We start from the raw sequence: 22,258 nt of genomic DNA on the forward strand, positions 1-22,258 counted from the left end.
GAGCCAGGAGTGGGGGGACGTGCAGGAGGTCATGTCCGGGACGTAAAGCGTGATGTGTGGCGCGACTGGACACAGCAGAAGCTCTGTACTGGCGTACTCGCGCCGTAAATCATGCAGTCCCGGACATGACCTCCGGAACGGCACCCGCGCCCCCGCCCCCTCGCCCGCCCCGGTCATACCCCCCGCGTCAAAGACAGCAGATCCCGCGCCGGCCCCGTCGGCCGGTGCCCCACCGGCCACACCGCCCGCAGATCCCTCCGCAGCACCACCCCCGCCACCGGCACCGCCGTCAGCCGGTGCGACGCCAGCTCCTCCGTCAGCGCCAGCTCGCTCAGCACCGCGGGACCCGCCCCGCTCACCGCCGCCGCCTTCACCGCCGTCGTCGACGCCAGTTCGAGCAGCGGCCGCGCGAGGCCCCCGTGCTCCGCGAGCGCCGCGTCGAGCACCTGCCGCGTCCCCGACCCCCGCTCCCGCAGCACCAGCGGCGTGACCGCGAGCTCCGCCGGGTCGACGGGCCCGCGCCGCCGCGCCCACGGGTGGGTCGGCGCGGTGACGACGACGAGCCGGTCGTGCCCGACGACCGCGCCGTCGAGACCCTCCGGTACGGCGAGCCCCTCCACGAACCCGAGATCGGCGTCGCCCCCGAGCAGCCGCTCGGCGACGGTCGCCGAGTTCCCGGCGAGCAGCGACACGGCGGTGTCGGGCCGCTGGCCGCGCAGCGCGATGAGCCAGCCGGGCAGCAGATACTCGGCGATGGTCATGGACGCGGCGACCCGAAGCCGCGAGTCCCGGCGGCCCCGCAGTGCCTGGACGCCCGCGTCGAAGGCTTCGGCGGACTCGACGATCCGCCGCGCCCAGTCGGTCACCAGCGCACCGGCGTCGGTGAGCCGGGAGCCGCGCGGGGAGCGGTCGACGAGGGCGACGCCGAGCTGGCGCTCCATGGAGCGGATCCGGCTGCTGGCGGCGGGCTGGGTGATGCCGACGTCGCGGGCGGCGCGGCCGAGGCTGCCGTGCCGGGCGACGGCGAGGAGCAGTTCGAGCGCGCCGAGGTCGGGCACCCGGTGCGAGAGCAGCCCTCCAGCGGCACCACCGGCACCACCGGCGCCCGCCACATCGCCACCCGCGCCCACGCCCGTACCCACGCTCACACCCGTACCCACACCCTTGCCCGCACTCATAAGCCCACCTTATGCCCTCATAGTCACGACATCCCTGGTGGACCCCATGACCTGGAGAGATGGTGGAGGCATGGCAACACTCGCTCCCTTCCGTTCGATCCCCGGCGCGGCCACCTCCGCCGCCCGATGGCCCCAGGTCCGCCACCTCGGACCCAACTGGTACGCGTCGGTGATGGGCACCGCGATCGTCGCGACGGCGGGAGCGACCCTCCCGCTGGACGTGCCAGGGCTGCACACCGCCAGCATGGCCGTGTGGGCGCTGGCGCTCACGATGCTCCTGACCGTCCTCACGGCCCGGACGCTGCACTGGGCGCACCACCGCGACCAGGCCCGCGCCCACCTCCTGGACCCGGCGATGGCGCCGTTCTACGGCTGTCTGTCGATGGCGCTGCTCGCGGTCGGCGGCGGTGCGCTGGTGATCGGCAAGGACGTGATCGGGCTGCCCGCGGCCATCGCGCTGGACACGGTGCTGTTCACGGCCGGTACGGCGGTGGGTCTGGTGGCGGCGGTGGCCGTGCCGTACCTGATGGTGGCCCGGCACCGGATCGACGAGGCGTCCCCGGTGTGGCTGCTCCCGGTGGTCGCCCCCATGGTCTCGGCGGCGCTCGGCCCGCTGCTGATCCCGCACCTGCCCGCCGGGCAGGCCCAGCAGACCCTGCTGTACCTCTGCTACGCGATGTTCGGCATCAGCCTGCTCGCGACCCTGGTGATGCTGCCGCTGGTGTTCGGCCGGCTGGTGACGGGCAGCGCGCTGCCCCTCGCGCTGACCCCCACGCTGTTCCTGGTGCTCGGCCCGCTGGGCCAGTCGACGACCGCGGCGAACAAGCTCGCGGACGTGGCGCCCGGCCTGCTGCCCGCCCCGTACGGGCAGGGTTTCTCGGCCTTCGCGGTGCTGTACGGCGTGCCGGTGCTCGGCTTCGCGATGATGTGGCTGGCGCTGTCCCTGGCCCTGGTGTGGCGGGCCCGCCGCCGTGGCATGGGCTTCGCGATGACGTTCTGGGCGTTCACGTTCCCCGTCGGCACCTGTGTGACCGGCGCGGAGGGTCTGGCGCACCACACCGGGCTCGGTCTGTTCCGGTGGCTGGCGATCGGGCTCTACGTGCTTCTGGTGACGGCCTGGCTGGTGGCCGGGGCGCACACGGTGCGCGGGCTGTTCAGCGGCGCGCTGCTCGCGGGCCCCGCGCCCGCGGCCTGCGCGACCCCCGCCGGGACCGCTACGGCGGCTACCCCCGAAGGGCCCGCGGCAGAGCCCGGGCCGCGGCGCTGAGCGAAGGCCCGTACCAGGTCAGCTGTCGTCCGTCGACGAGCACGGCGCGGAGCCCGGGGAACGCCTCGGGCCCGTCGTCGTGGGTGAAGCGGTAGGGCTCGTCGGGCAGTACGACGAGGTCGGCCCCGGCGGCGTTGAGCCGGTCGACCGGCACGGCCGGGTAGCGCTCGGCGTGGTCCTCGTACACGTTGCGCACGCCGAGCCGCCGCAGCAGGTCCCCGGCGAAGGTGTCCCGGCCGAGCACCATCCAGGGCCGCCGCCAGATCGGCACCACGGCCCGCAGCGGCGGGTCGAGCGGGGTGACGGCGGCCCAGGCGGCCGCCGCCTCGTCCAGCCAGCGCGGCCGGCCGCCGGTGACCCCGCAGGCGTCGAGGACCCGTGCCAGCTCGGTGAACGCCTGGTCGAGGCGGCGCACCTCGGTGACGAGGACGGTGATCCCGGCGGCGCGCAGGGCGTCGAGGTCGGCGGGGCGGTTCTCCTCCTCGTTGGCGACGACGAGGTCGGGGCGGAGCCGTACGACGGCGTCGGTGTCGGGGTTCTTGGTGCCGCCGATCCGGACGGCGCCGCCGAGGTCGGCGGGGTGGGTGCACCAGTCGGTGACGCCGACCAGGGTGCCGGCGGGGGCGGAGACGGCGACGGCCTCGGTCAGCGAGGGCACCAGGGACACCACCCGCATGACACCGGCACCCGTACCCGCGCCCGTACCCCCGCGCGCGCTCACGCCTCCGCGGCCTCGATGTGATCGGCGACGGACACGAACAGCAGCCGGGTGCCGGGCGAGGTGGCGCGCCAGCGGTGCCGGACGCCGCCGGACAGGTAGAGGGTGTCGCCGCGGCCGAGCCGGTGCGCCCGGCCTTCCGCCTCGACCTCGGCGGAGCCGTCGGCGACGTACAGCAACTCGTCGTTGCGGTGCAGGAATTCGCGTCCGGCGTCCTGCTCGCCGGTGCATTCGAGGGCCTGGAGCTGGTGGCGGCCGCGGACGAGCGGGCGCAGTCCTGGAGGCATCTCCCACAGTTCCTCGTCGGAGCGGACGACGTCGATGGTCCTGGCGGCCTCCGCGGCGGCGAGGAGTTCGGTGGCGGTGGTCTCGAGGGCCTCGGCGACGAGCTGGAGCGAGCGGTCGCTGGGCCGGGCCCGTTCGTTCTCGACCTGGCTGAGGAAGGGCACGGACAGGCCGCTGCGCTGGGCGACGACGGCCAGGGTGAGCTGGAGCGCGCGGCGGCGCCGTTTGACGGCCGCGCCCACGCGCAACGACTCCTTGTCGTCCATGTCGGCCCCCTCCCTCAAGGGTCTCGTGGTTCGCGTACTGGTCGGTCAACTGAACCTTACGCAGCTTTGGGCCGGGGTTTCGCGTCGTGGCGAAAAGGGGCGGTCGCCGAACACGTTCGGCGACCGCCCCTTTTCAGCCGGGTACCGGACGGGCGGACCCGGGACCGGTCCCGCCCACTCCGGGTGACGGCCCGGTTACTGCGGCGCGAGCCGCTCCGCGAGCCCCGGGTTCTTGTCCAGCCAGGTGCGTACGGCTTGCTGCTCCTTGCCCTTGCCGGTGTCCTGGATGACCGCCTCCAGGTCGGTGAGCTGCTTCTCGGTGAGCTTGAAGTTCTTCAGCCAGCGACCGATCTCGGGGTTCTCGGCGGCGAAGCCCTTGCGGGCGAGGGTGTGCACGCCGTCGCCCTTGCCCCAGCTGCCCTTGGGGTCGTCGAGCTTCTTGAGGTCGTGGTCGGAGTAGGCCCAGTGCGGCGACCAGAGGGTGACCACGATGGGCTCCTTCTTGTCGTACGCGCGCTTGAGCTCGGCGAGCATGCCGGGCGTGGAGCCGTCGACGACCTCGTACTCGCCGTCCAGGCCGTACTCCTTGAGGACCTTGTCCTTGAGGATGCCCATCATTCCGGCGCTGGGCTCGATGCCGACGATGCGGCCCTTGAACTGTCCGGCCTTGCCCTTGAGGTCGGCGAGGCTGCGGACGTCCTTCATGTACGAGGGGACGGTGAGTTCGAGCGAGGTGGGGCCGTACCAGGCGCCGAGGTCCTCCAGCTTGTTCTGGTACTTCTCCCAGTACTGGGCGTGGGTGACGGGCAGCCAGGAGTCGGTCTCGAAGTCGATCTGGCCGCCGGCGAGGCCGGTGTAGAGCGCGCCGGCCTCCAGCTGCTTGGCGTCGACCTGGTAGCCGCGGCGCTCCAGGAGTTCCTTCCAGAGGTAGGTGGAGGCGATGCCCTCGTCCCACGGGATGTAGCCCATGGTGATCTTCTTGCCGTGGCCGGTGCCGGGGCCCGAGGCGCGGGGGGAGGAGCCGCCGTCGTCGCCGAGGAAGCCCATGCCGCCCGCGGTGAGCGCGAGGACGACGACGCCGACGAGGGCGGTGACGGGCTGCGGGCGGTGGGCCCGGATCCGGGCACCCGCCCTGGCGGCGGTCGCGGCGCGGGCCTTGGCGGCGGCGCGGCGGCCGAGCGGGGAGACCTGGCGGCCGAGGGCGCCGGTCATCCGGTCGAGGTACATGGCGAGGATGACGATGGAGATGCCGGCCTCGAAGCCGAGGCCGATGTCGACGTTGCCGATGGCCCGGTAGACGGCGCCGCCGAGGCCGCCGCCGCCGACCATGCCGGCGATGACGACCATGGAGAGGCCGAGCATGATGACCTGGTTGACGCCCGCCATGATGGTGGGCAGCGCGAGCGGCAGCTGGACCCGCAGCAGGGTGTTGCGCGGGGTGGTGCCGAAGGCTTCGGCGGCCTCGACGAGTTCGCCGTCGACCTGGCGGATGCCGAGTTCGGTCATGCGCACGCCGGGCGGCAGCGCGAAGACGATGGTGGCGATGATGCCGGGGACGACGCCGACGCCGAAGAAGATGATGCCGGGGATCAGGTAGACCATGGCGGGCATGGTCTGCATGAAGTCCAGGACGGGGCGCAGCACGGCGCTGACGGTCTTGGAGCGGGCCGCCCAGATGCCGAGGGGGACGGCGATCACGAGGGTGACGAGGGTGGCGACGAGGACCAGCGACAGGGTCGCCATGGCCTCGTCCCACAGTTCGATGGAGTCGATGAGGGCGAGGCCCGCGAAGGCGAGGACGCCCGCGGTGAGGCCGCGCAGCCACCAGGCGGCGATGGCGAGGATGCCGGCGAAGAGCAGCGGCTGGGGTGCGGACAGGAGGGCGTCGATGCCGTCGTAGAGGCCGGTGACGCCGGTGCTGATGGCGTCGAACAGCCAGGAGAGCTGGGCCTGGAGCCAGTCGACGGTGCTGTCGACCCATTCGCCGAGGGGGAGCCTAGGCATGGGCGGTCACCTCCGGGGTGGTCAGGCCGCCCATGGCGGCGAGCAGCGCGTCCTGCGGTACGACGCCGAGGACGGCGCCGGTGTCGTCGGTGACGGCGACGGGGTGCGGGGCGCGCGCGGAGACCGCGCAGAGTTCGGCGAGCGGGGTGTCGCCGGAGACGGCCTCGCAGGAGCAGTCGGGCGGGCAGTCGCCGGGGGGCACGGCGCCGTCGGTCATGACGGCGGCGGCGGTGAGCACCCGGGTGCGGTCGACGTCCTGGATGAAGGAGGCGACGTAGTCGTTGGCGGGGCGGACCAGGATGTCCTCGGCGGTGCCGAGCTGGACGATCCGGCCGTCGCGCATGACGGCGATGCGGTCGCCGAGGCGCATGGCCTCGTTGAGGTCGTGGGTGATGAAGACGATGGTCTTCTTCAGCTTCTGCTGGAGGACGAGCAGCTGGTCCTGCATGTCGCGGCGGATCAGCGGGTCGAGCGCGCTGAAGGACTCGTCCATGAGGAGCAGGTCGGCGTCGGTGGCGAGGGCGCGGGCGAGGCCGACGCGCTGCTGCATGCCGCCGGAGAGCTCGTCGGGCCAGGACTTCTCCCAGCCGGCGAGGCCGCACAGTTCGAGGGCCTCGGTGGCGCGCTTCTCGCGTTCGGCGCGCGGGACGCCCTGGACCTCGAGGCCGTAGGCGGCGTTCTCGAGGACGCTGCGGTGCGGGAAGAGCGCGAAGTGCTGGAACACCATGCTGATCTTCCGGGAGCGGACCTCGCGCAGTTCACGGGGGGAGAGCGCGGTGAGGTCGCGGTCGTCGAAGAGGACACGGCCGGCGGTGGGGGCGAGCAGGCCGTTGAGCATCCGCAGGAGGGTGGACTTGCCGGACCCCGACAGACCCATGACGACGAAGATCTGGCCGGGTTCGACGGTGAAGGAGGCGTCGATCACGGCGGCCGTGGTGCCTTCGGCGCGGAGCGCGTCGCGGTCGGCGCTCAGGGTGCCGGTCGCCGGTCCGGCGTCGTCGGCGGCGGCGGCGAGTTTGCGGACGGCCTCGTCGGGTCGTCTGCCGAACACCTTGTACAGGTGGTCGGCCTGGAGCCTGGACACATACACCTCACGAGTAGCAAAGGAAAACGGCCCGCCACCCCCGCAGCCGGGCCGTGGAGCGGGACGGGATCGGCCCGTGTGACCCGTCGCGTACGGGGTCGGCCGAGGTAGGCCGGCCCCGTACCGGGTCCGCTCCGGGCTCGCGCCTGCCCCGGTGCTTATGGGGCAAACACGAAGGTGACCCGTGTCACGCGGGGCGGGTGGTGTTGTCGGTGGGGTGCGGCATGATCGGGGTGTGACGCGACGCCTGATGCTCCTCGACACCGCCAGCCTGTATTTCCGCGCCTATTTCGGTGTGCCGGACTCGGTCCGGGCGCCGGACGGGACGCCGGTGAACGCCGTGCGCGGGCTGCTGGACTTCATCGGCCGGCTGGTCCAGGACCACCGGCCGGACGATCTGGTGGCCTGCTGGGACGACGACTGGCGCCCGCAGTGGCGGGTGGACCTGATCCCTTCGTACAAGACGCACCGGGTGGCCGAGGAGACTCCGGCGGGCCCGGACGTGGAGGAGGTGCCGGACACCCTGTCGCCGCAGGTGCCGGTGATCGTGGACGTGCTGGCGGCGCTCGGCATCGCCCGGGTGGGCGCGCCGGGCTTCGAGGCGGACGACGTGATCGGCACGCTGGCCACCCGGGCCGGGGGGCCGGTGGACATCGTGACGGGCGACCGTGACCTGTTCCAGCTGGTCGACGACGCCCGTGGGGTGCGGGTGCTCTATCCGCGCAAGGGCGTGGGCGACTGCGACCTGATGGACGACGAGCTGATCCGTACGAAGTACGGGGTGCGGCCGGACCAGTACGCGGACATGGCGGCGCTGCGCGGGGACGCGAGCGACGGGCTGCCGGGCGTGAAGGGCATCGGGGACAAGACGGCGGCGCAGCTGATCACGGAGTACGGGGATCTGGCGGGGGTCCGGGCGGCGGCGGAGGACCGTACGTCGAAGCTGACCCCGGCGAAGCGGCGCGGGATCGTGGAGGCGGGGTCGTATCTGGACGTGGCGCCGACGGTGGTGCGGGTGGCGCGGGACGTGCCGCTGCCGGAGTTCTCGGCGGCGCTGCCGTCGGCGCCGCGTGATCCGGCGGCGCTCGCCGTGCTGGCGGAGCGCTGGGGGCTCGGGGGTGCGCTCGGCAGGCTGCTGCCGGTCCTGGAGCGGCGCTGACGACAGGCTGCCGGGCCGGGCGGGCGGGTCTGTCGGCGCCGCACCCCGGGGTGTTAACTTAGGCAGACCTAAGTAGTCAGGTCAGGGGAAACGGGAGACCGTCGTGGCAGATCAGCCCGCACGCAAGGCACCGAGGGCGCACGAGGCCCAGGTGGTCCGTACCGAGCGGATCACCCCGCACATGGTGCGGCTGGTGCTCGGCGGTGCCGGGCTCGACGCCTTCGAGCTCGGTGAGTACACCGACCACTATGTGAAGCTGCTGTTCGCCCCGGAGGGCGTCGGCTATCCGGAGCCGTTCGACATGGAGCGGATCCGCGCGGAGTTCCCGCGCGAGCAGTGGCCGACCACCCGGACATACACGGTACGGGCCTGGGACCCGGTGCACCGGGAGCTGACCGTCGACTTCGTGGTGCACGGCGACGAGGGTCTCGCCGGTCCGTGGGCGGCGGGGGCGCAGCCGGGCGACACGGTGCGGTTCCTCGGCCCGGGTGGCGGCTACGCCCCGGACGCGGCGGCCGACTGGCATCTTCTGGTGGGCGACGAGAGCGCGCTCCCGGCGGTCGGCGCGGCCCTTGAGCGGCTGCCCGCGGGGGCGGTCGTGCACGCGTTCCTGGAGATCTCGGACGCGGCGGAGGAGCAGAAGTTCGCGACCGCGCCGGGTGTCGAGGTGACCTGGCTGCACCGGGGCGACCGCCCGGTGGGCGAGGCGCTGATCGACGCGGTGCGCGGTCTTGAGTTCCCGGCGGGCGAGGTGCACGCGTTCGTGCACGGCGAGGCCGGTTTCGTGAAGGACCTGCGCCGTCATCTGCGGATGGAGCGCGAGGTGGCGCGCGAGCGGCTGTCGATCTCGGGCTACTGGCGGCTGGGCAAGACGGACGAGGCGTGGCGCGCGATCAAGCGCGAGTGGAACGAGCAGGTGGAGCGCGAGCAGGAGAACTGACCCGCGCGGCGCGCCCGCGTGAGCGGGTGACGGCCGGCCGCGCGGCCGGATGAGGGGCGGGAGCCGAGGGCTCCCGCCCCTTCGTCGTGCGCGGTCGGTCGCCGGGGCGCCTCAGGCTTCGGTGCCGAAGACCCGGTCGGAGGCGTCGGCATGGGCGAGGCGGCGCAGCGCGGCGAACATGGCGTCGCCGAGGACGGTGCCGACGACCACGCTCTCGACGAGTTCTTCCCGGACGACATTGCGGGACACGTAGTCGAGGTCGGCCCGGGCGACGCGTTCGGCGGCGGCGGCGTAGTCGTCCAGGACCTCGGCGAAGCCGCCGTGCCCGACGTTGTCGAGGGCGGCGAGGGCGATGGCGAGGGATTCGGCGGCCGGGGCGTCGGCGTGGCCGCGCCAGCCGCGCCGTTCGACGAGGGCGTTGACGGTCTCGCGGGCGGCGGCCAGCCGCTCCCCCGGGCCGTCGGTCCCGTCGTCGTACCGCGGGACGACCCGGTCGGCGGCGGTGCCCAGCATGTCGTGCACCGGGCGGCCGGGGTCGTCGACGGCGGCGATCACCTCGCGGATCCCGGCGACGGAGAGTCCGCCGACATCGAGCAGGGCCCGGATCAGGCGGAGCCGCCGGACGTGCGTCTCCTCGTACGCGGCCTGGTTCGGGCTGGTGAGCTGCCCGGCGGGCAACAGCCCTTCCCGTACGTAGTACTTGATCGTCGGCACGGACACTCCGGTCCTGCGACTCAACTCTCCGATGCGCACAGCGTGTTCACCCTCCGGTTCGTGCTCCGGCCTTGCCGACCACCCACCCATCATAGATAGTGGAGCTATCGGATAGCGGTAAGCGCCACTATCCATTCTTGTCTCGGGGGATCGCCATGCCATCCGTCACGCCCGCTCACATATCCGCGCCCCGCGCCGCCCACTGGTCCTCGACCCTGCACCGCCCGCTGTTCTGGTTCGCCGCCGCCATGGGTCTGCTCGCACTCGTCTCGCTCGGCGGACTCGCCCTGGACGACCGGATCCTGGGCGGGGTGCCGATCTGGGCGAAGCCGTTCAAGTTCTCACTCTCGTTCATCGCGTACGCGCTGACCCTCGCCTGGATGCTCACCCTGCTGCCCGGCCACCGGGCCCGCCGGGTCGGCTGGTGGGCCGGGACGGTGCTGGCGGCCACCAGCGCGGGCGAGATGGTCCTGATCACCCTTCAGGTGGTCCGGGGCAAAAAGAGCCACTTCAACAACGAGACACCGTTCGACACCGCGGTCTTCAGCACGATGGGCCTCACCATCGTGGTGCTGTGGCTGGCCGCGCTCCTCATCGCCGTCCTGCTGCTGCGCACCCGGATCCTGGACCGGGCCACCGCCTGGGCGGTGCGGCTCTCCTCCCTCCTCGCCCTCGCCGGGGCGGGCATCGGCTTCCTGATGGTCCGTCCGACCCCGGAACAACTGGCCCAGGACGACCCGCCCCTGATCGGCGCGCACAGCGTGGGCGTCCCGGACGGCGGCCCGGGGCTGCCACTGCTCGGCTGGTCCACCACCGGCGGCGACCTGCGGGCCGCCCACTTCTTCGGAATGCACGCGCTCCAACTCATCCCGCTGCTCCTGCTGTTGCTGACCGCGCTCGCCCCCCGCCTCGCCCGGCTCGGCTCCCCGGCCGTCCGCCTGCGCCTGGTCCTCGTCACCTCCGGCGGGTACGCCGCCGTCTTCGCGCTCCTCACCTGGCAGGCGCTGCGCGGCCAGCCGCTGCTCTCCCCCGACGCCCTCACCCTCACCCTGGCCGCCGGCATCGCCGTCCTGACCCTGTCGGGCACGGCCCTCGCCCTGCGCGCCCCGCACCGCCCGGAGGCCCCCGCATGATCTCCACCGCCCAGCTCTTCGACCTCTCCTTCCTCCTGGTCGCCCCCTTCTGGCTGCTGATGATCCTGGCGCCCGCCTGGCGGGTCACCGAGAAGGCCGCCGCCTCCCCGCTCACCGTCCTCCCGATCCTCGCCGTCTACCTCCTCCTCGCCGTCCCGGTCCTCCCCGAACTCTGGTCGGCGGTCAGCCGCCCCGACCTCGACTCCTTCCGCGCCCTCACCGCCCTGCCCGAGGGCGCCTCCGCGCTCTGGGCCCAAGTACTGGCCTGGGACCTGCTCCTCGGCCAGTGGATCTACCGCGAGTCCCGCCGCCTCGCCCTCTCCCCCTTCCTGACCGGCCCGCTGCTCGTCCTGACCGTCCTGCTCTCCCCCTTCGCCCTGCTCCTCTTCCTCCCGCTGCGCGCGATCCGTTCCAGGACCCTGCCCGACTCCGAGCCCACCGCCCCCGCTAGCCTCACGTGATGTCGACCGGTTCCGGCGGTGGGCCGCCGCCGAACCCAAGGACATCGGGCTGCAGACCGAGGCCGTGCTCCGCGGCGGCGACCCCTGGGACACCGCCGCCGCCCTGCACTTCCAGGTCAACGGCCGCGCCGCGGGCAACGGTTCGCTGATGCGGGCCGCCACCTCCGCCGTCCATTTCGCCGCCGCCGGGCGGGCCGCCACCATGGCCGCCGCCCGCCGGATCGCGGCCCTCACCCACGGCGACCGGGCCGCCTGGGAGGGCACCGCCGTGCTGCACGAGCTGGTGCGGGTCGCGCTGCTCGGCGAGGACCCGCTGGCCGCCGTCCCGGACGCCCTCGCCGAGGTGCCGGAGCCGTACCGGGCCCGGTGGGCGACCGTCCTCGCCCCCGACTGGCACCCCGGGACGCCACCGAGTTCAACGGCGCCGTCTGGCCCTGCCTCGGCTCGGCCCTGTGGGCGCTGCGCACCACCGGGTCGTCCGAGGAGGCGCTCGCCGCCGCGATCGACCTCGGCGGTGACACCGACACCGTCGCCGCCGTCACCGGCACCCTCGCGGGTGCCGTCCACGGCCCGGCGGCCGTCCCGGCCCGCTGGACGTCCGCCCTCCATGTCCCGCTGCCCGGCTTCGGCGACCGCGTGCTGCGCGCCCAGGACCTGACGGACCTCGCCCTGGCCCTGGCCCGTACCCCAGCTGCCTAGGCCGCCCCTCCCCTCGCCCGCACCGTCGCCAGCACGTCCCGGTCCGGCTGCAGGGTCAGGCCGGGGACCGGCAGGATCTCCTCGGCGTCGATGTCCAGCCGGAAGCGGCGGGCCAGCACCGCCAGGATGAGGACCGCCTCGACCATCGCGAACCGGGTGCCGAGACAGACCCGGGGGCCGCCCCCGAACGGGTACCAGGCGTATTCGGGTATCTCCTCGGGCTCCGCGCCCGCGCCTTCGCCCTCCCCCTTGTCCCCCGCCCAGCGCTCGGGGCGGAACTCCAGCGGGTCCCGGAACCACCGGCCGTCCCGGTGGGTGGCCCACTGGCTGCTCCAGATGCGGGTGCCGGGCGCGACCGGGGCGCCGCCGAGGGTGGCGCCCTCGCGGGCGACGCCGGTGATCAGCCAGATGGTCGGGTAGAGCCGCAGGGTCTCCTTCACCACCGCCTGGGTGTAGGTGAGCGAGGCGTAGTCGTCGAAGCCCGGGTCGCGGTCGCCGAGTTCCCGGTCGAGCTCGGCCGCCAGCGCCTCGGCCGCGCGGGGGTTGTGGGAGAGGAGATACCAGGCCCAGACGAGGGTGGAGCTGGTGGTCTCGTGCCCGCCGATGTAGAGGGTGACGGTCTCGTCGCGGATCTCCCGGTCGGAGAGCTGGGCGCCGGTCTCGTCCCGGGCCGCGAGCAGCCGGCTGAGCAGATCGGGGCGGTCGCCTTCGCCGTCCCGGTGGCGGGCCACCACCCGGGAGACCTCGGCGTCGATGACGGCGGTGGCGCGCTTGATCCTGGCCCGGCCCGGGGTGGGCACCCAGTCGGGCAGGATCGCGCCGATGCCGCTGAACTCGGCGCCGATCTCGTGCTGGGCGACGTCCATGGCCCGCCCGATCGCGTCGGCGTCCGCCGCCGTGTCCACGCCGAAGATGGTGCGGACGGCGATCAGCTGGGTGAGGGCTGCCATCTCCTTCTTGATGTCGATCCGCTGCCCGTCGGTCCACCGCCCGGCGGCGGCGACGGCGCACTCGGCCATCGTCGCCGCGTACGACTTGACCTGCCGGGGGCGCACCGAGGGCTGCACCAGGGAGCGCTTGCGCCGCCAGTCGGCGCCCTTGGCGACCACGACCCCGTCGCCGAGCAGGGTGCGGAAGGCGATGCCGAGTTCGGCCTGGTCGAAGGTGCGCTCGACCTCGGTGAGGAGTTCCCCGATGGTGTCGGGGTGGCCGATGAACAGCGAGGGCCTGCGGCCGAAGCGCCAGCGGACGAAGTCCCCGCGGTCACGCAGCCGTTCGAAGAAAGCGAGCGGGTCCTTGCCGAACTCCGGCAGGTTCCCGAGCATCGGGACTCCGCGGGGTCCCGGTACGGTCTTCCGTCCGTCCGCCGTCACCGTGCCGGTGTCGGCGGACGCACCGGCGTGCGTCGTCAAGTCCGTTCCCTCCCATGACCGTTGCCTGGTGGCCCAGGCGTCCTTGCACGACCATGGAAGCGGAACGGACCGACACTCCGCCAGCCCTGTGGATAACCCTTGTCAGATCCCTGCCAGCGGGCCGACCGCCGGCCGGGGACCAGCCGGCCCGCTGACCGGCCGGCCGACCGGCTAGCCCACCGAGCTGTACGCCACGACACCCCTCAGCAGGCTGTCGACGGCCTTGCGCGCGTTCTTCGCGACGGTGCTGTTCTCCCTCGGCGCGGCGGCCGCGATCTGGCCGAGCACGTCGATGACCTGCTTGCACCAGCGGACGAAGTCACCGGCGGGCATCTCCGCCTCACGCAGCACCTCGTCCAGCCCCTTGTCGGAGGCCCACTGGTAGGCGGCCCAGGCGAACCCGAGATCGGGCTCGCGCTGGCCGACTCCCTCGGCCTGGTGGAGCTTGAACTCCTCCTCCAGGGCGTCGAGCCGCCCCCAGATCCGCACCATCTCGCCGAGCGCGGCCTTCGCCTGCCCGGTGGGCACCTTGGGTGCCACGGCGTCGTCGGACTGCCGGGCCTCGAAGACCAGCGCGGAGACGCAGGCGGCGAGCTCGGCCGGGCTCAGGCCCTCCCAGACGCCCTCCCGCAGGCATTCGCTGGCCAGCAGGTCCAGCTCGCCGTAGAGCCGGGCGAGCCGCTTGCCGTTCTCGGTGACCTCGTCGGCGCGCAGATAGTCCAGCTCGGTGAGCAGTGCCACGATCCGGTCGAAGGTGCGCGCGATGGTGTTGGTGCGGCCCTCGATCCGCCGCTCCAGCTGCTTGGTGTCGCGCTGGAGGCGGTGGTGGCGCTCGGCCCACCGGGCGTGGTCCTCGCGCTCGTCGCAGCCGTGGCAGGGATGGGCCCTGATCTCGGTGCGCAGCCGGGCGATCTCGCGGTCGTCGGCGGCGGCCGAGCGCTGCTTGCGGTGCCGCTCGGGGTTGATGTGCCCGGCCTTGCTGCGCAGCGCGCTGGCCAGGTCGCGGCGGGACTGCGGGGAGCGCGGGTTGAACGAGCGCGGGACCCGCATCCGCTCCAGCGGCTCCACCGGCACCGGGAAGTCGATCGAGGCGAGCCGCTTGACCTGCCGTTCGGCGGTGAGCACCAGCGGGCGGGGCCCGTCGTGGTGCTCGAAGCCGCGGTGGCCGTTGGTGCGCCCGGCGGGCACCCCCGGGTCGAGGACCAGGGCGAGCCCGGCGAACTTGCCGGTCGGCACGTGGATGATGTCGCCGGGCTTCAACCGCTCGAGGGAGGCGGCCGCCTCGGCCCTGCGGTGTGCGGCACCCTGCCGGGCCAGGTCGGTCTCGCGGTCCTTGAGCTCGCGGCGGAGCCGCGCGTACTCCTCGAAATCGCCGAGGTGGCAGGTCATGCCCTCCCGGTAGCCCTCCAGGCCCTCCTCGTTCTTCTGGACCTGGCGGGAGATCCCGACGACCGAGCGGTCGGCCTGGAACTGCGCGAAGGAGGTTTCCAGGAGCTCGCGCGAGCGGTGCCGGCCGAACTGGTCGACCAGGTTGACCGCCATGTTGTACGAGGGCTTGAAGCTGGAGCGCAGCGGGTAGGTGCGGGTGCCCGCGAGTCCGGCCAGGTGGCCGGGGTCGAGTCCGCGCTGCCAGAGGACCACGGCGTGGCCCTCGACGTCGATGCCGCGCCGCCCGGCCCGGCCGGTGAGCTGGGTGTACTCGCCGGGGGTGATGTCGGCGTGCTGCTCGCCGTTCCACTTGACGAGCTTCTCCAGGATCACCGTGCGCGCGGGCATGTTGATGCCGAGCGCGAGGGTCTCGGTGGCGAACACGGCCTTGACCAGGCCGCGGACGAACAGCTCCTCGACGACCTCCTTGAAGGTCGGCAGCATGCCGGCGTGGTGCGCGGCGATGCCCCGCTCCAGGGCTTCGAGCCATTCGAAGTAGCCGAGGACGTGCAGGTCCTCGTCGGGGATGGCGGCGGTGCGCTCCTCGACGATCTCGCGGACCCGGCGGCGGCCCTCGTCGTCGTTGAGCCGCAGGCCCGCGTAGAGGCACTGCTGGACGGCGGCCTCGCAGCCGGCCCGGCTGAAGATGAAGGTGATCGCGGGCAGCAGGCCCTCGGCGTCGAGGCGCTCGATGACCTCGGGCCTGCCGGGGGTCCAGATCCGGGAGCGGGAGCGGCGCTCGCGCTCGCGGTCGGCCTCGCGGACCATCTTGCCGCGGCGCCGGTCGCGCGGGTTGTAGGTGCGCGAGTTCTCGGTGCGGGCGAGGCGCAGCAGGTCGGGGTTGACCTCGCGGCGGGACGCGCCGCGGCCGCCGTGGTCGGTCTCCTCCTCGAAGAGGTCGTACATCCGGCGTCCGGCGAGCACGTGCTGCCAGAGCGGCACCGGGCGGCTCTCCGAGACGATGACCTCGGTGTCGCCGCGGACGGTGTCCAGCCAGTCGCCGAACTCCTCCGCGTTGGACACGGTCGCGGACAGCGACACCAGGGTGACCGACTCGGGGAGGTGGATGATCACTTCCTCCCAGACGGCGCCACGGAAGCGGTCCGAGAGGTAGTGGACCTCGTCCATGACCACGTAGCCCAGGCCGGAGAGGGCCTGGGAGCCCGCGTAGAGCATGTTGCGGAGGACTTCGGTGGTCATGACGACGACCGGGGCGTCACCGTTGACGCTGTTGTCGCCGGTGAGCAGGCCGACCTTGTCGGCGCCGTAGCGCTTGACGAGGTCGGCGAACTTCTGGTTGGAGAGCGCCTTGATGGGCGTGGTGTAGAAGCACTTGCGGCCCTGCTGGAGGGCGAGGTGGACGGCGAACTCGCCGACGATGGTCTTGCCGGAGCCCGTGGGGGCGGCGACGAGCACGCCCTTGCCCGCTTCGAGGGCCTGGCACGCCTCGATCTGGAACGGGTCGAGACCGAAGTCGTACATCTCGCGGAAGGGGGCAAGGGCCGTGGCCTGCTCCGCGTTGCGGGCGCGGGCAGCCGCGTACGCCTCGGCTGGTGTGAGGTCCTCTGTCATCTTGTTGTCGAGCCTACCCGCCACCTCTGACAGTGACGCGATCTTTATCGACCGGTTCCGGCGGCTTCCCCGGACGGGCCCCGGGGCGCGAGGACCCGCAGTGCGCCGGGCACGCAGCGGACGGTCAGCGGGAGCGGTCCGAGCGGCTCGCCGTCGGCGTAGCCGGTGATGCCGGGCGCGTCGACGGTGAGGGCGCGGACCCGGTGGCTGGTGACCTTGGGGTGGTCGAGGTGGGTGCCCTTGTAGACCCGTGGGAAGACCTTGATCAGTTCGGTGCGGGAGCAGTCGCCGACGACGGTGACGTCGAGCAGGCCGTCGTCGAGCCGGGCGTCGGCGCAGATCCGCATGCCGCCGCCGTAGGAGGTGCCGTTGCCGACGGCGACGAGGGTGGCGGCGATCCGGGTCTCGGTGCCGTCGTCGAGGGTGAGGCGGTAGGCGAGGGGCCGGAAGGCGGCGAGCTCGGCGAGGATCGCGAGGTCGTAGCGGAAGCGTCCGACGGGCAGCCGCATCCGGTTGCCGCGGTCGTTGACCCGGGAGTCGAAGCCGGAGGCGAGCACGGTCGCGAACCAGCGTCCGCCGTCCTGGCCCGCGGGCCCCGGAGCCGAAACCGGAGCCGGGACCGGAGCAGGAGCCGGAGCAGGGACCGGAGCAGGGACGGGAGCAGGGACCGGAGCAGGGGCAGGAGCAGGGGCAGGCCCCGAAGCCGCCCCCGTACCCGTACCCGTACCCGTACCCGTACCCTCCACCCGCCCCAGGTCGATGGTCCGTCCGCCGTCCGCCAGGGCCGCCACCGCCACCCGCCCGGCCGCCGCCGGGTCACCGGCCGGCAGCCCGAGGCAGCGGGCGAAGTCGTTGCCGGTGCCGACCGGGATCACCCCGAGCGGGATGGCGGTGCCGCCGACGGCCTGGAGGGCGAGCGAGACCATGCCGTCGCCGCCGACCGCGACCAGCGCCCCGGTGCCCTCGGCGACCGCCTCCCTGGCCCGCCGCAGCGCGTCCCCGGCATCCGTGCCGACGACGGTACGGACCCGGTGCCCGGCGTCCTGGAACGCGCGAGCGGCCGGGTGCGCGGCCTGCGCGCCCCGGCCGCGTCCCGCGGTGGGATTGACGAGAAGGGTGATGTCGCTGGTCATGAGGGGTCCCCCCGGACGAAGTGTGGGGGGACCCTACAAGATCAGGTGATGTCGTCGTAACCGTTCAGCCGCTGCGACCTGCCACGGTCCGCCGCGCCGTTCGCCTGCTCGGGCACGGTCCTGCCGCCGCCGACCCGCTCGACCTCGCCGATCGCCTCGGGGGTCAGGTCGAGCTCGGACGCCTCGTCGTCGTCGAGTTCGGCGTCGGGGTTGGCGCGGGCGCGCCGACGGTCGTTCAGGAGCGAGAAGCCCACGGCCGCCCCGTACAGGATGGTGATCGGTCCGGCCAGGGCCAGCATGCCGACCGGGTCGGTGGTCGGGGTGATGACGGCGCCGAAGATGAACACGCCCATGATCACGCCGCGCCACCAGCCGGCCATCCGGCGGCCGGTGAGGACACCGGTGAGGTTGAGCATCACCAGGATCAGCGGCAGCTCGAAGGCGAGACCGAAGACCAGCACCATGCGCAGGGTGAAGTCGAGGACGTCACCGAGCGAGAGGATGTTGGCGGAACCGTCCGGCGTGAGGCTGATGAGCACCTTCACGCTGACGGGAAGGATGAGGTACGCGAGGTAGGCGCCGGCCGCGAAGAGCGGGACCGCGGCGGCCACGAAGGCGTACGTGTACTTCTTCTCGTGCCGGTGCAGACCGGGCGCGACGAAGGCCCAGAGCTGGTAGAGCCAGACCGGGCTCGCGACGACGAGACCCGTCGTCAGGGAGATCTGGATCGTCGTGCTGAACGGCGCCATCAGCGTGTTGAAGGACACGATCGCGCAGTTTCCGCCGGAGCTCGTGACGCCTTCCGCGCACTTGGGCACGGACTGCGTCAGGAAGACCATCAGCTGTTCGCTGTAGACCAGCGCCACGACGGTGACCGCCGCGATGGCCAGCAGGCCCTTCGCCAGGCGGTTGCGGAGTTCACGCAGGTGTTCCACGAGGGGCATCCGGCCCTCGGGATCCCTCTCCTGCTTGCGGGCAGACTTGAGCAACCCACGTCCTCATCTCGTGCGGCGACCGCCGCTCTCTGCGGCGGCCGCGGCGGACCGGGTCAGCGCTTGGTGGTGTCGGACGGCTCGGTCACCGGGCGGGCGCTGGTCACGTCGCCGGGAGCGGCCTGGATGGTGCGGGGCGCGGCCTGGTCCTGGGCCTGGGGGGCGGGGTGCGGCGGGTCGGCCGGGGCGCTCTGCTGGTCCTCGGCCTTCATGGCCTTGGCCTCGCTCTTGAGGATGCGGGCGGACTTGCCCAGCGAACGGGCCATGTCCGGCAGCTTCTTGGCACCGAACAGCAGGATGATCACGACGAGGATCAGAATGATCTCGGTGGGGCCGAGCCTACCCATAGCTGTTTACCTTCTTCACCGAGGCGACATTGGAGTGCGTGCCCGGCGGGTCGGACATGCGTCCGGCCACCGCGCTGCATGCGATCGTAACCCGCAGGAGTAAACGGGCGGCAATGGCCGTGCATACTCCCCATTGCGTACGACGACCGGCCGCCTCGCGGCCTCCCGCCGGTCGGCGCAGCGTCTCGCCGGTCAGCGCAGTGTCTCGCCGGTCCTGGCCAGATCGGTGGCCGCGCGTTCCAGTTCCTCGGAGGCGTCGTGGATCCGCTGTGTGGTGCGGGCCACTTGACGGCCGAGCCGTTCGGCCTCCAGGAACACCTTGAAGCCGAGGACGCCGAGGACGGCGATGCCGAGGAAACCGAGGGCGACGGCGAGCATGGGCCAGAACATGGGACGAGCCTAGACGCTGCCGGGATCCGGTCGGCGCGGGCCCGTACCGGGTCCGGCTCGGGCGGCGGACCGGGGCCGACTCCGGGGGCGGGCGCGGGCGCGGTCAGCGCGGGGTGGTGTGCAGGCGCAGGGTGTTCACGCCGCCGCCGGTGAGGAGTTCGACGATCCGCTCGCCCGCCGGTTTGCGGACCGCGCTGCCGCATTCGGGGCAGGTGAAGGAGTAGAAGGTGGTACGGCGGCTGGCGCCGATCGCGAGCCGCAGGGCACCGGCGGAGAGCTCGAAGCGGGCGCGGCAGTCGGGGCAGGCGGCCTTGAAGAGGACCGGGTCGACCGACACCGCGAGACCGGACATAGCAGACATTTACGCCAACTCTCCCCACTGTGACACGGATATCTGCACCACCTGTACCTGCCTCACGGCCGCCGGACCGACCGGTCGCCGCCGCCCCACCACGGACCGCTCCCCCGGTCCGCGCCGCGCTCAGTCCTCGTACGCCGCCAGTGCCGCGGCGGCCGCCTCGCGCGCGCTGTCCGCGAGCTCGGCGGGGCCGACGATCCGGCCGTCGCTGCCCAGCCGCAGCGCGAGCCGCCGCAGCGAGGCCGGGGCCGGGGTGCGCAGGGTGATCCGCAGCCCGCCGTCGGGAAGTTCCTCGGCCCGGTCGTGCGGGTAGTACTCGGCGACCCAGCGGCCGCCGGGGCCGACCTCGACCACGACCTCGGGGTCCTCGGCCGACGGCTGGACCAGGCCCTCCGACAGGTCGCGCAGCTCGATCTCCGGCGGCGCGGCCGGGTCGTCCAGGATCCGGATCTCGGCGACCCGGTCGAGCCGGAAGGTGCGGCGCGCCTCGGAGAGGCGGCACCACGCCTCCATATAGGTGTGGCCGACGGCGAACAGCCGGATCGGGTCGACCTCGCGCTCGGTGAGCTCGTCGCGGGCGGGCGAGTAGTAGCGCAGCCACAGCCTGCGGCGCTCCGAGATGGCCCGGTCGACCTCGGCGAACACCCCGCCCTCGGACTCGAAGGTCACCGAGAGCCGGGAGCTGGCCCCGGCCGCCTCACCGGCGGCGGCCTCCAGCTTGGCGGTGGCGCGCAGCAGCGCGGCCCGGTCGCCCTCGCGCAGCCCGGGCAGGGTGGCCACCGCGCGGGCGGCCACGAGCAGGGCGGTCGCCTCGTCGGCGGCGAGCCGCAGCGGGGCGGCGGACTCGGCGCCGAGCGCGCTCGGGTTGCGCCACCAGATGCGGTCGCCGTCGGTGTCGATGTCGAGCAGGTCGCCGCCCCGGAAGCTGGTGCCGCACATGGGCAGCACGTCCAGGTCGGAGATCAGCTCGTCCTCGGTGATCCCGAAGGCGCGGGCGACGTCGGCGACGTGCGCGCCGGGGCGCTCACGGAGATAGGTGACGAGGGAGAGCATCCGCCTCGTCTGGTCGATGGCGTTGGCGGCCATGGTCGTTCCTTCCCCCTCAGCCCTTGGCGACGGCGCGCAGCCGGTCCACCACGTCGGCCCGCAGGTCAGCGGGCTCAAGGACGACCACATCGGGCCCGAACTCCACCAGCCAGGCGTCCAGGCCGTGCCCGTACGGGATCTCCAGCTCGTCCCAGCCGTCGGCGCCCTCGGTCACGGACAGCGCGCGCGAGCGCAGCGGGTAGCCGCAACCCGCCCGCAGCCGGATCCGGGCGGAGCGGGTCGCGGTCTCCCCCGCCCAGCTCTCGACGGTCTCGCGGACGGTGACGACGTCGGGCACCGGCGCGGTGAAGGCCCCGGCCCGGGAGCGCACCTTGCCGGTGATCCGGGACAGCCGGAACACCCGCTCGGCACCGCGGTCCCGGTCCCAGCCCGCGAGGTACCAGTGGCCGCGCCAGCACTCCAGGGTCCACGGCTCGACCTGCCGGGTCTCCGGGCGGGCGGCGGTGGCCTTGCGGTAGTCGAAGACGACCGGGCGGCGGTCCCGGCAGGCCAGCATCAGCGGCTCGAACGCGGCCTCGTGCACCGGGATGCGGGGTTCGAGGGCGCTGGCGTGGCTGTCGTACGTGTCCTCCGCCTCCGGCATCCCGGCGGCGCGCAGCTTCTGCAGGGCGCCGCTGGCGGCTCCGGCGAGGCGGGCCTGCTGCCAGACCTTGGCGGCGAGACCGAGCGCGGCGGCCTCCTCGGCGTCCAGGGTGATGGGCGGGAGGCGGTTGGAGTCGCGGCGGGCCAGGTAGCCGGTCTCGCCGTCGAGGTTCTCCACGGTCTCGATGACCAGCCCGAGCTCGCGCAGGTCGTCCTTGTCGCGCTCGAACATGCGGTTGAAGGCGTCCTCGCCGGTGGCTTCCAGGTACGCCTCGATCGAGGCGCGGAGCTCTCGCTTGCTCAGCGGCCGGCGGGTTCCGAGCAGGCACAGCGCAAGATTCATCAGCCGCTCGGCCTTGGCAATCGCCATCGACGCCCCGCACCCTCTTCTGCCGGATTGACTTCTTCGGAACTGGTGAGACTTCTTGAGACCTGTTGAGATCCGTTGAGACCTCCGACGGTACCGCCCCGGGGTGTCCGGACAAAAGCCGGGACCGGCCCCGGCCCGACCCGGTCCGACCGGCCCCCGGGCACGGCCGAGGGCCCCCGCCGTGGTGGCGGGGGCCCTCGGTCACGAGCGCGGACGCGCGGGTCAGCGCTTGCGCACGCTCACGAGGTCGCAGACGAAGATCAGCGTCTCGCCGGGGCCGATCTTGCCACCGGCGCCACGGTCGCCGTAGGCGAGGTGCGCGGGGATGACCAGCTGGCGGCGACCGCCGACCTTCATGCCCTGGACGCCCTGGTCCCAGCCGGCGATGACCATGCCGGCGCCGAGCGGGAACTCCAGCGGGGTACCGCGGTTCCAGGAGGCGTCGAACTCCTCGCCGGAGTCGAAGGACACACCCACGTAGTGGACGTTGACCAGGTCGCCGGCGGCGGCGATCTCGCCGTCGCCCTCCCAGATGTCCTTGATCTCGAGATCGGCCGGCGGCTCGCCGCCCGGGAAGTCGACCTCGGGCTTCTCGATGCTCACTGCAGTGTGCTCCTCATACCGATGAACCGCGCGGTCGAAGATCCGCGCGACCCGGA

General features: G+C 73.0%; 21 protein-coding genes and 1 pseudogene. 6 read left to right on the plus strand and 16 right to left on the minus strand.

What is annotated here, in order from left to right; translation table 11 throughout:
* Positions 1 to 173 precede the first annotated feature (173 nt).
* Positions 174 to 1,178, minus strand: a complete 1,005-nt coding sequence (locus tag ACIPXM_RS13810) for a LysR family transcriptional regulator (protein WP_401655053.1) — start codon at positions 1,176 to 1,178, stop codon at positions 174 to 176.
* Positions 1,179 to 1,248: 70 nt separating this feature from the next.
* Here ACIPXM_RS13810 and ACIPXM_RS13815 point away from each other — a divergent pair, with 70 nt between their 5' ends.
* Positions 1,249 to 2,445, plus strand: coding sequence for a TDT family transporter (locus ACIPXM_RS13815; RefSeq protein ID WP_401655054.1), 1,197 nt, complete (start codon positions 1,249 to 1,251; stop codon positions 2,443 to 2,445).
* On the opposite strand, the gene ACIPXM_RS13820 is transcribed toward ACIPXM_RS13815, so the two are convergent.
* From ACIPXM_RS13820 to ACIPXM_RS13835, 4 genes are all read right to left on the minus strand, one after another.
* Positions 2,402 to 3,121 carry a helical backbone metal receptor gene (locus ACIPXM_RS13820; protein WP_401655213.1) on the minus strand — a complete coding sequence of 240 codons (720 nt, stop codon included), beginning with the start codon at positions 3,119 to 3,121 and terminating at the stop codon, positions 2,402 to 2,404. The two genes, ACIPXM_RS13815 and ACIPXM_RS13820, sit on opposite strands and share 44 nt — an antisense overlap.
* Positions 3,122 to 3,162: 41 nt before the next feature.
* On the minus strand, positions 3,163 to 3,714 hold the full coding sequence (locus ACIPXM_RS13825; protein WP_401655055.1) for a helix-turn-helix domain-containing protein: 552 nt from the start codon (positions 3,712 to 3,714) through the stop codon (positions 3,163 to 3,165).
* Positions 3,715 to 3,909: 195 nt separating this feature from the next.
* On the minus strand, positions 3,910 to 5,718 hold the full coding sequence (locus ACIPXM_RS13830) for an ABC transporter permease/substrate binding protein (RefSeq protein WP_401655056.1): 1,809 nt from the start codon (positions 5,716 to 5,718) through the stop codon (positions 3,910 to 3,912).
* Positions 5,711 to 6,802, minus strand: coding sequence for a glycine betaine/L-proline ABC transporter ATP-binding protein (locus tag ACIPXM_RS13835; protein WP_401655057.1), 1,092 nt, complete (start codon positions 6,800 to 6,802; stop codon positions 5,711 to 5,713). The genes ACIPXM_RS13830 and ACIPXM_RS13835 overlap by 8 nt, the downstream gene beginning before the upstream one ends.
* Before the next feature lie 250 nt (positions 6,803 to 7,052).
* Here ACIPXM_RS13835 and ACIPXM_RS13840 point away from each other — a divergent pair, with 250 nt between their 5' ends.
* Positions 7,053 to 7,961 (plus strand): 5'-3' exonuclease H3TH domain-containing protein, encoded by a 909-nt coding sequence (locus ACIPXM_RS13840; protein WP_401655214.1) that lies wholly within the window; start codon positions 7,053 to 7,055, stop codon positions 7,959 to 7,961.
* A gap of 103 nt (positions 7,962 to 8,064) precedes the next feature.
* Positions 8,065 to 8,901, plus strand: coding sequence for a siderophore-interacting protein (locus ACIPXM_RS13845; RefSeq protein WP_401655058.1), 837 nt, complete (start codon positions 8,065 to 8,067; stop codon positions 8,899 to 8,901).
* A 111-nt stretch (positions 8,902 to 9,012) separates the two neighbouring features.
* On the opposite strand, the gene ACIPXM_RS13850 is transcribed toward ACIPXM_RS13845, so the two are convergent.
* Complete coding sequence (locus ACIPXM_RS13850; protein WP_401655059.1) at positions 9,013 to 9,654, minus strand: MerR family transcriptional regulator; 642 nt, start codon at positions 9,652 to 9,654, stop codon at positions 9,013 to 9,015.
* Between the two features lie 209 nt (positions 9,655 to 9,863).
* On the opposite strand from ACIPXM_RS13850, the gene ACIPXM_RS13855 reads away from it, so the two are divergent.
* From ACIPXM_RS13855 to ACIPXM_RS13865, 3 genes and pseudogenes are all read left to right on the plus strand, one after another.
* Positions 9,864 to 10,748, plus strand: a complete 885-nt coding sequence (locus ACIPXM_RS13855; protein ID WP_401655215.1) for a hypothetical protein — start codon at positions 9,864 to 9,866, stop codon at positions 10,746 to 10,748.
* Complete coding sequence (locus ACIPXM_RS13860) at positions 10,745 to 11,209, plus strand: ABA4-like family protein (RefSeq protein WP_401655060.1); 465 nt, start codon at positions 10,745 to 10,747, stop codon at positions 11,207 to 11,209. The genes ACIPXM_RS13855 and ACIPXM_RS13860 overlap by 4 nt, the downstream gene beginning before the upstream one ends.
* Positions 11,210 to 11,273: 64 nt before the next feature.
* A pseudogene (locus ACIPXM_RS13865) lies at positions 11,274 to 11,908 on the plus strand (ADP-ribosylglycohydrolase family protein).
* Here ACIPXM_RS13865 and ACIPXM_RS13870 read toward each other — a convergent pair.
* The 10 genes from ACIPXM_RS13870 to ACIPXM_RS13915 all read right to left on the minus strand — a co-directional run bounded on the left by ACIPXM_RS13870 (position 11,905) and on the right by ACIPXM_RS13915 (position 22,202).
* Entirely contained in the window at positions 11,905 to 13,320 is a 1,416-nt protein-coding gene (locus tag ACIPXM_RS13870) for a cytochrome P450 (protein ID WP_401655061.1), read from the minus strand. The pseudogene ACIPXM_RS13865 and the gene ACIPXM_RS13870 overlap by 4 nt on opposite strands.
* 171 nt (positions 13,321 to 13,491) lie before the next feature.
* Positions 13,492 to 16,320, minus strand: coding sequence for a DEAD/DEAH box helicase (locus ACIPXM_RS13875; RefSeq protein ID WP_401655062.1), 2,829 nt, complete (start codon positions 16,318 to 16,320; stop codon positions 13,492 to 13,494).
* A 44-nt stretch (positions 16,321 to 16,364) separates the two neighbouring features.
* Positions 16,365 to 17,453 carry a diacylglycerol kinase family protein gene (locus ACIPXM_RS13880; RefSeq protein ID WP_401655063.1) on the minus strand — a complete coding sequence of 363 codons (1,089 nt, stop codon included), beginning with the start codon at positions 17,451 to 17,453 and terminating at the stop codon, positions 16,365 to 16,367.
* Between the two features lie 41 nt (positions 17,454 to 17,494).
* Positions 17,495 to 18,397, minus strand: coding sequence for a twin-arginine translocase subunit TatC (tatC, locus tag ACIPXM_RS13885; protein WP_401655216.1), 903 nt, complete (start codon positions 18,395 to 18,397; stop codon positions 17,495 to 17,497).
* A gap of 104 nt (positions 18,398 to 18,501) precedes the next feature.
* Entirely contained in the window at positions 18,502 to 18,792 is a 291-nt protein-coding gene (gene tatA, locus ACIPXM_RS13890) for a Sec-independent protein translocase subunit TatA (RefSeq protein WP_401655064.1), read from the minus strand.
* 192 nt (positions 18,793 to 18,984) lie between these two features.
* The gene (locus ACIPXM_RS13895) at positions 18,985 to 19,182 is read right to left on the minus strand and encodes a hypothetical protein (RefSeq protein WP_401655065.1); all 198 of its coding nucleotides are present in this window, start codon (positions 19,180 to 19,182) and stop codon (positions 18,985 to 18,987) included.
* Positions 19,183 to 19,285: 103 nt separating this feature from the next.
* Complete coding sequence (locus ACIPXM_RS13900) at positions 19,286 to 19,543, minus strand: hypothetical protein (RefSeq protein ID WP_401655066.1); 258 nt, start codon at positions 19,541 to 19,543, stop codon at positions 19,286 to 19,288.
* Positions 19,544 to 19,663: 120 nt separating this feature from the next.
* The gene (locus tag ACIPXM_RS13905; RefSeq protein ID WP_401655067.1) at positions 19,664 to 20,626 is read right to left on the minus strand and encodes a helix-turn-helix transcriptional regulator; all 963 of its coding nucleotides are present in this window, start codon (positions 20,624 to 20,626) and stop codon (positions 19,664 to 19,666) included.
* Between the two features lie 16 nt (positions 20,627 to 20,642).
* A complete protein-coding gene (locus ACIPXM_RS13910; RefSeq protein WP_401655068.1) occupies positions 20,643 to 21,599 on the minus strand; it encodes a helix-turn-helix transcriptional regulator in 957 nt (318 codons plus the stop codon).
* Between the two features lie 222 nt (positions 21,600 to 21,821).
* Positions 21,822 to 22,202, minus strand: coding sequence for an FKBP-type peptidyl-prolyl cis-trans isomerase (locus tag ACIPXM_RS13915; protein WP_401655069.1), 381 nt, complete (start codon positions 22,200 to 22,202; stop codon positions 21,822 to 21,824).
* Positions 22,203 to 22,258 lie beyond the last annotated feature (56 nt).

Origin of the sequence: Streptomyces sp. NPDC090025, from assembly GCF_044748125.1 — a bacterium.
Lineage (GTDB): Bacteria > Actinomycetota > Actinomycetes > Streptomycetales > Streptomycetaceae > Streptomyces.